Annotated in this window: 13 protein-coding genes; 2 read left to right on the top strand and 11 right to left on the bottom strand. The window is 72.6% G+C overall.

Annotated elements, in window-relative coordinates; genetic code table 11:
• Positions 1–376: 376 nt before the first annotated feature.
• Positions 377–1648 (bottom strand): tyrosine--tRNA ligase, encoded by a 1272-nt coding sequence (gene tyrS, locus ABC138_RS12350; protein ID WP_068423667.1) that lies wholly within the window; start codon positions 1646–1648, stop codon positions 377–379.
• A 178-nt stretch (positions 1649–1826) separates the two neighbouring features.
• Between tyrS and ABC138_RS12355 the strand changes: the two genes are divergently transcribed.
• Positions 1827–2048 carry a (2Fe-2S)-binding protein gene (locus tag ABC138_RS12355; protein ID WP_082807447.1) on the top strand — a complete coding sequence of 74 codons (222 nt, stop codon included), beginning with the start codon at positions 1827–1829 and terminating at the stop codon, positions 2046–2048.
• Positions 2035–2523, top strand: a complete 489-nt coding sequence (gene bfr / locus ABC138_RS12360) for a bacterioferritin (protein WP_068323368.1) — start codon at positions 2035–2037, stop codon at positions 2521–2523. The genes ABC138_RS12355 and bfr overlap by 14 nt, the downstream gene beginning before the upstream one ends.
• Here the strand turns inward: bfr and ABC138_RS12365 are convergent.
• From ABC138_RS12365 to pheS, 10 genes are all read right to left on the bottom strand, one after another.
• The gene (locus tag ABC138_RS12365; RefSeq protein WP_068423626.1) at positions 2510–3139 is read right to left on the bottom strand and encodes a DNA-3-methyladenine glycosylase; all 630 of its coding nucleotides are present in this window, start codon (positions 3137–3139) and stop codon (positions 2510–2512) included. The two genes, bfr and ABC138_RS12365, sit on opposite strands and share 14 nt — an antisense overlap.
• A 1-nt stretch (position 3140) precedes the next feature.
• Positions 3141–4589, bottom strand: a complete 1449-nt coding sequence (gene argH, locus ABC138_RS12370) for an argininosuccinate lyase (RefSeq protein ID WP_068423625.1) — start codon at positions 4587–4589, stop codon at positions 3141–3143.
• Positions 4586–5098 (bottom strand): arginine repressor, encoded by a 513-nt coding sequence (locus ABC138_RS12375; RefSeq protein ID WP_068323357.1) that lies wholly within the window; start codon positions 5096–5098, stop codon positions 4586–4588. The genes argH and ABC138_RS12375 overlap by 4 nt, the downstream gene beginning before the upstream one ends.
• Positions 5095–6033: an ornithine carbamoyltransferase gene (gene argF / locus ABC138_RS12380; RefSeq protein WP_345913840.1), complete on the bottom strand. Its 939-nt coding sequence runs from the start codon at positions 6031–6033 to the stop codon at positions 5095–5097. Before argF ends, ABC138_RS12375 begins: the two co-directional genes overlap by 4 nt.
• Positions 6030–7238 (bottom strand): acetylornithine transaminase, encoded by a 1209-nt coding sequence (locus ABC138_RS12385; RefSeq protein ID WP_068323353.1) that lies wholly within the window; start codon positions 7236–7238, stop codon positions 6030–6032. Before ABC138_RS12385 ends, argF begins: the two co-directional genes overlap by 4 nt.
• Positions 7235–8200, bottom strand: a complete 966-nt coding sequence (gene argB / locus ABC138_RS12390) for an acetylglutamate kinase (RefSeq protein WP_068423623.1) — start codon at positions 8198–8200, stop codon at positions 7235–7237. Before argB ends, ABC138_RS12385 begins: the two co-directional genes overlap by 4 nt.
• A gap of 10 nt (positions 8201–8210) precedes the next feature.
• On the bottom strand, positions 8211–9362 hold the full coding sequence (gene argJ / locus ABC138_RS12395) for a bifunctional glutamate N-acetyltransferase/amino-acid acetyltransferase ArgJ (RefSeq protein WP_345913841.1): 1152 nt from the start codon (positions 9360–9362) through the stop codon (positions 8211–8213).
• The gene (argC, locus tag ABC138_RS12400) at positions 9359–10402 is read right to left on the bottom strand and encodes an N-acetyl-gamma-glutamyl-phosphate reductase (RefSeq protein ID WP_245634756.1); all 1044 of its coding nucleotides are present in this window, start codon (positions 10400–10402) and stop codon (positions 9359–9361) included. The genes argJ and argC overlap by 4 nt, the downstream gene beginning before the upstream one ends.
• A gap of 154 nt (positions 10403–10556) precedes the next feature.
• Positions 10557–13070, bottom strand: coding sequence for a phenylalanine--tRNA ligase subunit beta (gene pheT, locus ABC138_RS12405; RefSeq protein WP_068323335.1), 2514 nt, complete (start codon positions 13068–13070; stop codon positions 10557–10559).
• The gene (gene pheS / locus ABC138_RS12410) at positions 13070–14164 is read right to left on the bottom strand and encodes a phenylalanine--tRNA ligase subunit alpha (protein WP_068323322.1); all 1095 of its coding nucleotides are present in this window, start codon (positions 14162–14164) and stop codon (positions 13070–13072) included. The genes pheT and pheS overlap by 1 nt, the downstream gene beginning before the upstream one ends.
• Positions 14165–14197 lie beyond the last annotated feature (33 nt).

Below are 14197 nucleotides of genomic sequence, written 5' to 3' on the forward strand. Positions count from 1 at the left end.
ACCCAAACCAGGCGGCCCGCACAAGGGGCAACTTCTCAAACTTACTTCTTGTGATCGTCGCGGGTCAAACTCGCTCGTCCTCGTGGAGGTCGTTGTGCGGGTCTGGCGCCTGCGGCGGTCTCCCACTCTAGCAGCCGTGCTGCTGAGCTTCCAAGTCCGTCCCGCCGGCACCGAAGTGCTGTGGCGACTCGCTCGGAGTGGGTGTCTGCTCGGTGGGACCGGCCTGCTTGGTGCGACCCTGCAAGGGCCACCGCGTGGAGTCCGTTCCTCCCTCTCGGGCTGACATCGAGAACAGTAGATCAAGGATCTGGCAGAAACCAAATCGGCCCCGGATCCCCCGGATTTCCGGGGATTCGGCGCCGTGCCCCGGCGACGGTCAGGGGTGGCGGGCCGCGGCGAGGTTCTTGCGGCCACGCCGCAGGACGGCTACGCGCCCGTGGAGGTAGTCCTCCGGGGCCATCGCGTGAGCCTCGTCGGTGACCTTGGCCCCGTTGATCGAGACGGCTCCGTCGCCGATCGCGCGACGGGCGGCCTTCTTGGAGTCGACGAGGCCGGTCGCGACGAGGGCGTCGAGGACCCCCGTCCCTGTCGATACGTCGGCGCCGGGGAGCTCTGCCGTCGCGTCCAGCAGCGTCGGCTCGTCCAGGGCCGCCAGGTCGCCCTTGCCGAAGAGTGCCTCCGAGGCCGCCTGCACGGCCGAGGTGGCCTGCGCGCCGTGCACCAGCGTGGTCATGTCCGAGGCCAGCGCCTTCTGCGCCGCCCTGCGGTAGGGCTCGTCGGCCACGAGTCGCTCCAGCTCGGCGATCTCGTCACGTCCCCGGTCGGTGAAGACCTTGAGGAGCGTGACCACGGAGGCGTCCTCGACGTTGAGGAAGTACTGGTAGAAGGCGTACGGGCTCGTCAGGTCGGCAGAGAGCCAGATGGCATTCCCCTCGGACTTGCCGTACTTGACCCCGTGCGAGTCGGTGAGGAGCGGCGAGGTCAGGGCATGCACCGAGGCCCCCTCGGCGCGGTGGATCAGGTCGACCCCCGCGGTGAGGTTGCCCCACTGGTCCGAGCCGCCCACCTGGAGGCTGCAGCCGTGGGTCCGGTAGAGCTCGAGGTAGTCGAGCGCCTGGAGCAGCTGGTAGCTGAACTCCGTGTACGAGATCCCCTCCTGGCTCTCGAGCCGCGCCGCGATCGCGTCCTTGCGGATCATCTGGTTGACCCGGAAGTGCTTGCCCACGTCCCGCAGGAAGTCCAGGGCGGACATCGGAGCTGTCCAGTCGAGGTTGTCGACGAGGATCGCCGGGTGCTCGGCTCCCTGGCTGCCGTCGAAGTCGAGGAAGGGCTGGACGAGCTCCTTGATCCGCGCGACGTTCTGCGCCGTGTGCTCCTTGGTCCTCAGCTGGCGCTCGCTCGTCGGCTTGGGATCCCCGATGAGGCCCGTCGAGCCGCCGACCAGGCAGATGACCTTGTGGCCCGCTCGCTGCAGGCGGCGCAGGGCGACGAGCTGGACGAAGTTGCCGAAGTGGAGCGACGGGGCCGTCGGGTCGAAGCCGCAGTACACCGTGACCGGTCCGTCGGCGAGGGCCTGTCGCAGGGCGTCCTCGTCGGTGGTCTGCGCCACCGCTCCGCGCCACTGCAGCTCGTCGAGGATGTCGGTCACGGTGGCCATGGGTCCTTCCGGGAGGTCGCGGGGCGCGCGGTCGCGCCCCTCCCCAGCCTGCCATGCCGCACCGCGTCGTCCCGGAGGCGCACCGGTCCGGCATGTGGAACACCCCGTGACAGGAGACTTCCCCGCTGGGCTAAGGTATGCCTCACCTCAGCAACGAAGGGAGAGTCTCGTGATCGTGTGTCACTGCGCCGTCGTCGGCGACCGGGCGATCGCCGAGGCGGCCGCCCAGGGCGCGACGACACTCTCTCGCGTGTGCGCGAGCACCGGCGCCGGTCGCGACTGCGGGGCCTGTGTCTTCTCCGTGCGGCAGATCCTCTGCGAACATGTGGGGAGCGAGGCCGATCACGGTCTCTTCACCACTTCCGCGGAGGTCCACCGTGCAGCCAGCTGACCCTCGAGTCGTCACCCTCCTCAACGAGGCACTCACCCTCGAGCTCACCGTCGTCAACGCCTACTTCCTCCACGCGCGCATGCTCGACAACTGGGGCCTGCCACGCCTGGGCAAGGTCTTCTACGACCTGTCGATCGGCGAGATGAAGGACGCCGACGAGCTCATCGAGCGCATCCTCATGTTCGACGGCCACCCCAACGTGCAGAAGCTCAACAACATCCAGATCGGCGAGGACGCCAAGGAGATGCTCGAGCTGGCCCTCGCCGGCGAGATCGTCGCGATCAACCAGTTCAACGCCGGCGCCAAGGAGTGCCACGAGCTCGGCGACCACGCCACCGCCTCGATCTTCGAGGAGATGGCCCGCGACGAGGAGCGCCACGGGGACTGGTTCGAGGCACAGCTCGACGCGATCGCCCGCGTGGGTCTGGAGAACTACCTCGCCCAGCAGGTCGACGTCGGGGTCAGCCCCGCCTGACGCGGGGCCCGCCGGGCCGATACGCGGAGACGGTCGGGTCCCCGTCGATCCAGTACCGCCACGGGAAGGCCTCCGCGTCGCCGCCGGGGCCCGAGACCCCCACGCGCGGACCCGTGCGGATGCGTTCGGCGGGCACCGGCTCGGCCGGGGCCCGCAGGACGAGGCGCGCGCCCCTCCCCACGACCGCGGCGCCGTCGTCGTCACCGTCGAGTCCCAGGGCCTTGGTGAGCCGCCCCGGTCCACGGGCAAGGTCGCGCACCGCGGCGCCGGGACGTCGCTCCATGGCCAGCCCCTGCCCGACCACGACCTCACCGGCACGCAGCAGGACTGCGGCGCACTCCCCCTTCGTCCCGCAGACGATGTTGGCGCACCAGTGGATGCCGTACGACCGGTAGACGTAGAGGCGTCCGGGCGGCCCGAACATCACCTCGGTGCGCGGCGTCATGCCGCGGTAGCCGTGCGATCCGGGGTCGACGCTCCCCCAGTACGCCTCGACCTCGGTGAGACGCAGCGTCACGTCGCCGACGACGAGGTGGCTCCCGAGCAGGACGGAGGCGACGGTCAGGGGGTCGGCGGACAGGTCCTGCGCGACCAGCCGGCGCCCCGACGGGCCCACGTCAGCGTGCCTCGATGCGGGAGGCGGCGAAGGCCGACAGGTCGCCCATGAGGGACCGGACCGCGGCCAGCTGTTCCCGCACGCGTGCCGGAGCGGTGCCCCCCTTCGCGTCGCGCGAGGCGAGGGAGCCCTCGACGGACAGGACCTCGCGCACGCCCGGGGTGAGGTGCTCGCTGATGCCGACCAGGTCTTCGTCGGTGAGGTCCCAGAGCTCGATCTCGCGCTCCTCGCAGACGCGCACGCACGAGCCGGCGACCTCGTGGGCGACCCGGAAGGGGACGCCTTCGCGCACGAGCCACTCGGCGATGTCGGTCGCGAGCGAGAAGCCCTGCGGCGCCAGGGAGGCCATGCGCTCGCCGTGGTAGGTCATCGTCGCCATCATCCCCGCGAAGGCGGGCAGCAGGACCTCGAGGGTGTCGACCGCGTCGAAGACCGGCTCCTTGTCCTCCTGCAGGTCGCGGTTGTAGGCGAGCGGCAGCGCCTTGAGCGTCGTCAGCAGCCCGGCGAGGTCACCGACGAGCCGGCCGGCCTTGCCGCGGGCCAGCTCGGCGACGTCGGGGTTCTTCTTCTGCGGCATGATGCTCGACCCGGTCGAGAAGGCGTCGTCGAGGGTGATGAAGGAGAACTCCTTGGTCGCCCAGAGGATGACCTCCTCCGCGAGCCGGGAGATGTCGACGGCGGTCATCGCCGCGACGAAGCAGAACTCCGCGACGAAGTCGCGCGAGGCCGTGCCGTCGATCGAGTTGTCGATGGACCCGGCGAAGCCGAGGTCCGCCGCGACGGCCTCCGGGTCGAGTCCGAGGGAGGAGCCGGCGAGGGCACCGGAGCCGTAGGGGCTGAGCGAGGTGCGCGCGTCCCAGTCGACCAGGCGCTGGACGTCACGCAGCAGCGCCCAGGCGTGCGCGAGCAGGTGGTGGCTGAGCAGGACCGGCTGCGCGTGCTGCAGGTGGGTGCGCCCGGGCATCGGCACGTCGATGTGGGTGGTGGCCTGGTCGACCAGTGCCTGGACGACCTCGAGCACCAGCCCCGAGACGATCCGTGCGTGGTCGCGCAGGTACATGCGGAAGAGCGTGGCGACCTGGTCGTTGCGTGAGCGGCCGGCCCGCAGGCGCCCGCCCACGTCAGGTCCGGCGCGCTCGATCAGCCCGCGCTCCAGCGCCGTGTGGACGTCCTCGTCGTCCTGGGCCGGGACGAAGGCGCCCGACTCCACGTCGTCCGCCAGCTGCCTCAGGGCCTCCAGCATGGCGTCCCGGGTCGCGTCGTCGAGCAGCCCGGCGCCGTGCAGCACGCGGGTGTGCGCGCGGGACCCTGCGATGTCGTAGGGAGCGAGCCGCCAGTCGAAGTGCGTCGACTTGCTCAGGGCCGCCAGGGCATCGCTCGGCCCCCCGGCGAAACGGCCTCCCCAGAGGCTGACTCGCTCGCTCGGCTGGGCGGTCTGGTCCTGGCTCACGGTGCCTCCTGGCTGTCGGTGCCCTGGGCGTGCCCCAGCAGCGAAGTGGTGAGGGCCGCGCCCTCGTCGGGGCCGGCGGTGATGATCATGATCGTGTCATCCCCCGCGATGGTGCCCAGCACCTCGGGGAGCCGGGCGTGGTCGATGGCCGACGCGAGGTAGCTGGCCGCGCCCGGCGGGGTGCGCACGACGACGAGCTGGGCGCTGGCCCGGGCCGTGACGAGCAGCTCCTCGCACTGCCGGCGGAGGCGGTCGTCGACCTCGGCGTGGGCGACGGCTGCGCGGGGCGTGCGGTCCCCCCCTTCGCCCGGGACGGCGTAGACCAGGTCACGTCCGACCCGCACCTTCTCGGCGCGCAGCTCGAGGAGGTCGCGCGACAGCGTCGCCTGGGTGACCTCGATGCCGTCCGCGGCGAGGAGCGCGAGCAGGTCGGTCTGGCTGCGCACGGCGTGCTCGCGCAGGAGCTCGGTGATCCGCGCCTGCCGCCCGGACCTCGTCGCGGCGATCACGACGAGGCGCGCAGGAGGAAGGTGAGGAGCGCCTTCTGCGCGTGGAGCCTGTTCTCGGCCTCGTCCCAGACGACCGACTGCTCGCCGTCGATGACCTCGGCCTCGATCTCGAGACCGCGGTAGGCGGGCAGGCAGTGCAGCACGATCGCCTCGGCGGCCGCGTGGGCCATGAGGCCACGGGTCACGGCGAAGGGGGCGAAGGGCGACGCCTGGCCGGTGCGATCGCCCTTCTCGCCCTCCATGCCCATGGAGACCCAGGTGTCGGTCGCCACGACGTCGGCGCCGTCCACGGCGGCCACCGGGTCGTCCGTGACGAGCACCGAGCCGCCCTGCTCGGCGGCGATCCGCTGGGCCCGGACGAGCACGTCCGCTGAGGGCTGGTGGGTCGCCGGGGTGCCGATGCGCACGTGCATCCCGGCGAGGGCGCAGGCGAGGAGGTAGCTGTGCGCCATGTTGTTGGCGCCGTCGCCGAGGTAGGCGATCGTGCGTCCGGCAGTGCTCCCCTTGTGCTCACGGATCGTCAGCAGGTCCGCGAGCAGCTGGCACGGGTGGTAGTCGTCGGTGAGGGCGTTGACGACCGGCACGTCGACGTGGTCGGCCATCTCCTGCAGCCGGTCCTGGCCGTGGGTGCGCCACACGATGGCGCTCACCTGGCGCCCGACGACCCGCGCCACGTCCGCGATCGACTCGCGGGTGCCGATCTGGGCGAGGTTGCCGTCGACCGTCATCGGGTAGCCACCGAGCTCGGCGACACCGGTGGCGAAGGAGAGCTGGGTGCGCAGCGTCGGCTTGTCGAAGATGATCGCGACGGCCTGCGGGCCGGCCAGCGGCTGCTCTGCGTGGCGGTCGGCCTTGAGCGCCGCGGCGAGGTCGAGCACCTCGGCCTGCTCGGCGGCCGTCAGGTCGTCGTCGGCGAGGAGGTGGCGCACGGTCATGCGGACTCCTTGGCGGCCTGGTCGAGGAGCGCGGGCAGCGCCTCGACGAAGGTCGCGAGCTGGTCGGTGGTGATGGTGAGCGGCGGCGCCAGGCGCAGGGCGTCCGGCGCCACGGGGTTGACGATGAAGCCGCGGGCGCGGGCGGCCAGGGCCACGGCGGGCGCGATCTCCCGGGTCAGGACGACGGCGCGGAGCAGCCCCGCCCCACGGACCCCGGCGACCAACGGGTGGTCGAGCGCGGCGACCTGCGCGACGAGGGCCTCGCCGACGGCCACGGCGTGCGCCATGAGGTCCTGGGACTCGATGGTGGCGATGACCGCCAGGGCCGCACTGCAGGCGAGCGGGTTGCCGCCGAAGGTGGACCCGTGCTGGCCGGCCGTCAGCAGGCCGGTCACCTCGGGACCGAAGGTGACGAGGCCGCCGATCGGCACTCCCCCGCCAAGCCCCTTGGCGACGGTGATCGCGTCCGGTACGACGCCCTCGAGCTGGTGGGCGAACCACGCCCCGGTGCGGCCGATACCGGTCTGGATCTCGTCCAGGACGAGGAGGGCGCCCACCTCGCGGGTGATCTCGCGGGCGGCGGCGAGGTAGCCGGGCGGGGTGGGGACGACGCCCGCCTCCCCCTGGATCGGCTCGAGGAGGACCATCGCGGTGTCAGGGCCGACGGCGGCGCGCAGGGCGTCGACGTCGCCGGGCGTCACGTGCGTCACCCCGGGGAGCAGTGGCTCGAAGGGGGTCCGGTAGGCCGCCTTGTGGGTGAGGCTCAGCGCGCCGGTGGTCCGCCCGTGGAAGGCACCTCCGGCGGCGACGATCCCCGTGCGGCCGGTGCGGCGCGAGAGCTTGATCGCGGTCTCGACGGCCTCCGACCCGCTGTTGCAGAAGAAGATGCCGGACCCCTCCGGGGCCTGCGCGATGCGCAGGACCGCCTCGGCCGCCTCGATCTGCGCCTGGGTCGTGAAGAAGTTGCTGACGTGCACGGCGGTGCCGGCCTGCTTGGAGATCGCGGCGACGAGCTCCGGGTGGCCGTGGCCGAGGGCGTTGACGGCGATGCCGCCGAGCAGGTCGAGGTAGCGGGTGCCGTCGACGTCCCAGACGTAGGGGCCCTCGCCGTGCGAGAGGACGAGCCCGGGGAGGCCGAAGACCCCGATGTGGCTGGCGCGGTAGCGCTCGAGCAGCTGCTGGTGTGCGGGCGAGACGGTGCTCACGAGGGGCTCCCCTCCCCTTCGTCGTCGGGGGCGGTGGTCGGGTCGTCGGGCAGGATCATCGTCCCGAAGCCCTCCGAGGTGAACAGCTCGAGGAGCATCGAGTGCGGCTGGCGGCCGTCGACGACGTGCGCCTGGGGGACGCCGTGGGTGACCGCGCGGATGCACGCCTCGAGCTTGGGGATCATGCCGGAGTCGACCCGGGCCAGGAGGTCGCGGGCACCGGACGCGCTCAGGTGGGACAGCAACGAGTCGCGGTCCGGCCAGTCGGCGTACACGCCGTCGACGTCGGTGAGGACGACGAGCTTGTGCGCCCGCAGCGCCACGGCCAGGGCCGCGGCGGCGGTGTCGGCGTTGACGTTGAGCACCTGCCCGTCCTCGTCCAGGTCGGGCGCGATCGTCGAGACGACGGGGATCCGTCCGGCGTCGAGGATGTCCAGGACGGCAGCGGGGTCGACCGACTCGACGTCACCGACGAGACCGATGTCGACCATCTCGCCGTCGATCTCGACGCCCCTGCGGCGTCCGCCGAAGAGCCCGGCGTCCTCGCCGGAGAGCCCGACCGCGACGGGGCCGTGCTGGTTGAGCAGCCCGACGAGCTCGCGCCCGACCTGGCCGGTGAGGACCATGCGCACGACGTCCATGACCTCGGGGGTCGTGACGCGCAGCCCCCCCTTGAACTCGCTCTCCAGGCCGAGCCGGTCGAGCATGGCCTGGATCTGCGGGCCTCCGCCGTGCACGACGACGGGGCGCAGCCCGGCGAAGCGCAGGAAGACGATGTCCTCGGCGAAGGCCGCCTTGAGGGCGTCGTCGGTCATGGCGTTGCCGCCGTACTTGATGACGACGAGCGCGCCGCGGAACCGCTCGAGCCAGGGCAGCGCCTCGACGAGGGTGGTGGCCTTGCTCTGGGCGACCCGCAGGGCCGCGGCGTCGATGGCGCCGCGCAGGGTGGATTCAGCAGACATGCCGGTCCGATCAGGTGGAGTAGGCGGAGTTCTCGTGGACGTAGTCGTGCGTGAGGTCGTTGGTCCAGACCGTCACCTCGTCGGTACCGGCGTGCAGGTCCACGAGGACGCGCACGTCCCGGGCCTCCAGGTCGACGAGCGTGCGGTCCTCCCCGACCCCGCCGGCGCGGCAGACCTGGACGCCGTTGATCGAGACGTCGAGCTGCGACGGCTCGAAGGCGGCCGCGGTGGTGCCCACGGCAGCAAGCACCCGGCCCCAGTTGGGGTCCTTGCCGAAGATCGCGCACTTGAAGAGGTTGTTGCGGGCGATGCTGCGCGCGACCTCGAGACCGTCGGCCTCGCTGGCCGCACTGCGCACGACGATCTCGATGTCGTGGGCGGCGCCCTCGGCATCACCGATGAGCTGCCGGGCGAGGTCGGCACAGACCTCGCGGATCGCCTCGGTGAGCTCCTCGCGGGTGGCACCGGCGCCGGAGGCACCGGAGGCCATGGCGAGGACCGTGTCGTTGGTCGACATGCACCCGTCGGAGTCGATGCGGTCGAAGGTCGTGCGCGTCGCCTCGCGCAGCGCGGCGTCGAGGTCGCCGGGGCTCGTCACCGCGTCGGTCGTGACGACGACGAGCATCGTCGCGAGGGCGGGGGCGAGCATGCCCGCGCCCTTGGCCATGCCGCCGACGGACCAGCCGTCGCGGGTGGCGGTCGCGGTCTTCGGGACCGTGTCGGTGGTCATGATGGCCTCGGCCGCGGCGGCTCCCCCTTCGTCCGTGAGGGCGGCGGCCGCCGCGGTGACGCCGGCGGTCAGCCTCTCCATGGGCAGGAGCTCACCGATGAGCCCGGTGCTGCACACGACGACGTCGCCGGCGGCGACCCCGAGGGCCGCCGCGGTGTGCTCGGCGGTGGCGTGGGTGTCCTGGAACCCCTGCGCGCCGGTGCACGCGTTGGCGCCGCCGGAGTTGAGGACGACGGCGTCGGCACGACCGTCGACGACGACCTGCCGCGACCACGTGACGGGTGCCGCCTCGACGCGGTTGGTCGTGAAGACCGCTGCGGCGTGGTGGTCCGGGCCGTCGTTGACGACGACCGCGACGTCGGGTCGTCCGCTCGCCTTGAGGCCGGCGGTCACGCCGGAGGCGCGGAATCCTGCAGGGGTCGTCGTGCTCACGGGGCCACTCCCGTCATCGGCAGCCCGGTGGTCTCGGGGAGACCGAGGGCGAGGTTCATGGACTGCACGGCGGCGCCGGCCGTCCCCTTCGTCAGGTTGTCCTCGGCGGCGATCGCGACGACGCGACCGCTGCGCTCGTCGAGGACCACCTGGACGTGCACGAGGTTGGAGCCGACGACGCTGCCGGTGTGGGGCCACTGCCCCTCCGGCAGCAGGTGGACGAAGGGCTCGTCGGCGTACGCGCTCTCCCACGCGGCGCGGACGGTCGCGGCGTCGACGCCGGGCACCGCGCGGGCGGTCGTCGTGGCGAGGATGCCGCGGGGCATCGGGGCGAGCGTCGGGGTGAAGGAGACGGTGGCGTCCGCGCCCGCCGCGAGGGCGAGGTTGCGCCGGATCTCCGGGGTGTGGCGGTGCCCGCCGCCGACCCCGTACGGGCTCATCGCGCCCATGACCTCGGCGCCGATGAGGTGCGGCTTGCTCGAGCGGCCGGCCCCGGAGGTGCCCGAGGCGGCGACGACGACGACGTCGGTGGGCTCGATGACGCCCGCGGCCAGGCCGGGCGCGAGGGCGAGGCTGACCGCCGTCGGGTAGCACCCGGGGACGGCGATGCGGCGGGCCCCGACGAGGTCGTCGCGGTGCTTGCCACCACCGGCCCGGACCAGCTCCGGCAGTCCGTAGGGCCAGGTGCCGGCGAAGGGGGTGTCGTAGTAGTCGGTCCAGTCCTGCTCGTCGTCGAGCCGGAAGTCGGCGCCGCAGTCGAGGACGGTCACGTCCTCGGGCAGCTGCTGCGCGATCGCGGCCGAGTGGCCGTGGGGCAGGGCCAGGAAGACGACGTCGTGCCCGGCGAGGGTCTCGGCGCTCGTGGGCTCCAGCACCCGGTCGGCGAGCGGCTGCAGGTGGGGCGCGAGGTCACCCATGCGCACCCCCGCGTTGCCCGAGGCGGTGAGCGCCCCGATCTCGACCTCTGGGTGCGCGAGCAGGAGCCGGGCGATCTCAGCTCCTGCGTAGCCGCTGGCTCCGGCGATGGCTGCGGTGATCACAGTGCATGAATATACGTTGTGGGTCGATTCCATGCAAGCTGGGGGGCGTCCCAGGATTATCGGGTCACCCGAGAAACCCCCGCTGAGCAAGAGTTTAAAACTCCTGCTCAGCCGATGATTCTCGGGTGACCCGATAATCCTGAGGTCAGCGCGCTCAGCGCTGCTGGGCCCCCGTGGCGCTCGCCGCGGCCGCGACGGCCCTGTCGCGAAGGGAGGAGACCTCCCCGGTCTTGAGCGTGCGGCCCGCGCGGAAGGTCAGCCGGTAGGCCAGGGACTTGCGCCCCTCCCCCACCTGGTCGCCGCGGTAGACGTCGAAGAGCGTGAGCGACTCGAGGTCGTCGCCGGCACCCGAGCGCAGGGCCGAGGCGACGGCGGCTGCCGGGACCCCGTCGTCGACGACGAGCGCGACGTCGGTGTTGGCGACGGGCTGGGTCGAGAGCTGCTCGGGCCGGACCGGCTCGCCGGCGGCCGCGGTGATCGCGTCGAGGTCGAGCTCGGCGGCGACGGTGCGCTCCGGGAGCTCCAGGGCCGAGCAGACCTTGGGGTGCAGCTCGCCCGCGTGGCCGACGACGGTGCCGTCCGGCAGCGAGACAGCGACGCAGCGGCCCGGGTGGAAGGGCGCTTGGTGGGCGGCCTCGACCGTGAGCTCGAGACCGAGGGACGAGCCGACCGCCCGCGACCACCCGACGACATCGGTGGCGTCGGCGGCGCGCGCCGGACCGTGCGGCCCGGCGGGCAGGGTCGCACCCGCCGCGACGATGCCCACGTGCCGCGGCTGCGGCGGGACTCCGTCGGTGATCCGCGTCAGGGTCGCCGCGTCGGGCTTGACGCCCCCCGGGGGCAGCGGCAGCGGCGTGATGCCGCCGGCCGTGACGAGACCGATCTCGTAGAGCGCCACGTCCCGGTGGCCGCGGGAGACATTGCGCCGCAGGGTGTCGAGCAGCGTGTCGAGGATCGAGGTGCGCATGAGCGGCGCCTCGTCCTGCAGCGGGTTGGCCAGTCGCACCGTCTCACGGCGGGCGTCGTCGGCCGCGTAGCCGAGGGCATCGTGCCGCTCCGACGAGGTGAAGGGGTACGACAGCACCTCCACCAGACCGGTCGCCGCGAGCGTGCGCGCGACGACGCGACGGGCGCGCTGGCCGGGCGTCAGGCCACGACCGGCGCTCGCGCGCGGCACGACGGAGGGGATCTGGTCGTAGCCGCGCACCCGCGCGACCTCCTCGACCAGGTCCGGTCCGTCGACGAGGTCGGGGCGCCAGGTGGGGGGCGTGACGAGGAGGGACTCCCCTTCGTCCGTCACGGCGCAGCCGATCGCGGTGAGGGTCGCGAGGACCTCCTCCCGCGGGTACTCGAGGCCGATGTACCGGCTCGGCAGCTGCGGGTCGAAGGTGATCGCCTGCGCCGGCGCGGGCGCGCCCACGTCGGTGGCGGTGGTGTCGGCGACGCCGCCGCCGTGCTCGACGAGCAGGTCGACGGCCAGCTGCGCCGCCGCGGCGGTCACGCCCGGGTCGACGCCGCGCTCGAAGCGCTTGGAGGCCTCGGTCGAGAGCCGGTGGCGTCGCGCGGAGCGGGCGACGGAGACCGGGTCGAAGTGCGCGGCCTCGACGAGCACGTCGGTGGTCGCGTCGTCGACCTCGCTCGAGGCCCCGCCCATCACGCCGGCGATCGCCAGCGGCGTCGTCCCGCCGTCGGTGATCAGCAGGTCCTCGGGCGCGAGCGTGCGCTCGACGTCGTCGAGGGTCGTGAGCACCTCGCCGGCACGGGCACGGCGGACCTCGATGGCCCCGGAGAGCTTGCCGAGGTCGTAGGCGTGCAGCGGCTGACCGAGCAGCATCATCACGTAGTTGGTGACGTCGACCGCGAGCGAGATCGGGCGCATCCCGACCTCGGTCAGCCGGCGCTGCATCCACTCGGGCGAGGCGGCCGTGGCGTCGATGCCCCGCACGGTCCGCGCGACGAACCGGTCGCACCCGGGCACGCCGTCGACCGGGGCGCCGTCGGCGAGACGCACCTCGTAGCCGGGGCCGGTGGCCTCGGCGACGGGCAGCTGTGCCGGGTCGACGAAGGGGGTCCCCTCGGAGAGCGCGTACTCCCGCGCGATCCCGCGCATGGAGAAGCAGTACCCGCGGTCCGGGGTGACGTTGACCTCCACCGTCTCGGCGTCGAGGCCGAGGACGGGGATGAGGTCGTCACCCGGAGACAGACCCGCGACCACGTCGGCGGGCAGCTGCTCGGTGAGCACGATGATGCCGTCGTGGTCCTCGCCCAGACCCAGCTCCAGGGCGGAGCAGATCATGCCGGCGCTCACGTGCCCGTAGGTCTTGCGCGCGGAGATCTCGAAGTTCCCGGGGAGCACACCGCCGGGCAGGATGACCGCGACGAGGTCGCCCGCGTCGAAGTTGTGCGCGCCGCAGACGATGCCCTGGGGCTCGCCGGAGCCGTTGGCGGACCCGACGTCCACCTGGCACCAGTTGATCGTCTTGCCGTTCTTCTGCTCCTCGGGCGTGCGCTCGAGGACCCGGCCGACGACGAGGGGGCCGGTGACCTCGCCGCCGGAGATCTCCTCCTCCTCGAGGCCGACGCGCACGAGGGACGCGGCGACGTCCGCCCCCTTCGCCTGCGGGTCGACCTCGGTCAGCTCACGGAGCCACTCCACGGGTGCCCGCATCAGATCTCCATCCCGAACGCCGCCGAGAAGCGGACGTCCCCCTCGATGATGTCGCGCATGTCGGCGACGCCGTGGCGCAGCATGAGCGAGCGCTCGATGCCCAGGCCGAAGGCGAAACCGGTGTACTCGTCCGGGTCGATGCCGCTCGCCGCGAGCACTCGACGGTTGACCATGCCGGAGCCGCCGAGCTCGATCCAGCCGGTGCCGCCGCACGTGCGGCAGCCGGAGTCCTCACCGCGGCAGACCCAGCACTGGCAGTCGATCTCGGCGCTGGGCTCGGTGAAGGGGAAGTAGTTGGGGCGCAGGCGGGTGACGATGCCCTCGCCGAAGAGGCCCTGGACGAAGGCGTCGAGCGCCCCGCGCAGGTGCGACATCGTGATGCCCTTGTCGACGACGAGGCCCTCGAACTGGTGGAAGACCGGGGTGTGGGTCGCGTCGAGGTCGTCGGTGCGGAAGACCTTGCCCGGGCACAGGACGTAGATCGGCGGCTCGCGGTCGAGCATCGTGCGGATCTGCACCGGCGAGGTGTGGGTGCGCAGGACGACCCCGGCGTCGGCCGGCTCGACGAAGAAGGTGTCCTGCTCGCCGCGCGCCGGGTGGTCGGGACCGATGTTGAGCGCGTCGAAGGTCAGCCACTCGGACTCGATCTCCGGGCCCTCGGCGATCTCCCAGCCCATGCCGACGAAGATGTCCTCGACCCGCTCGGTCACGAGGCTGATCGGGTGGCGGGCACCGAGGCGCTGGTGCGGGCTCGGCACGGTGAGGTCGAGGGTCTCCTCGACGAGGATCCGCTCGTCGCGCTCGGCCTCGAGCTCGACCTGGCGGGCCGAGAAGGCCGCTCCCACGCGGCCCCTCGCCTGCCCGACGCGCTTGCCGGCCTCGGCCTTGGCGCTCGGCGGCAGGGCGCCGATCTCGCGGTTGGCCAGCGCCAGCGGGCTCTTGTCGCCCTGGTGCTGCCCGCGGATCCGCTTGAGCTCGTCGAGGGTCGTGGCTCCCGCTGCTGCGGCGAGGGCGGCCGCGACGGCCTCCTCGATCACCTGCGGGTCGAGCGCGGCGACCTCGACCGGGTCGTAGTTGGTGTTGGGTCCTGACACGAGGCCCGAGTCTACGGGGGGGCGAAGGGGGTC

Source organism: Janibacter sp. LM (assembly GCF_039631275.1).
GTDB classification, from domain to species: Bacteria; Actinomycetota; Actinomycetes; order Actinomycetales; family Dermatophilaceae; genus Janibacter; species Janibacter terrae.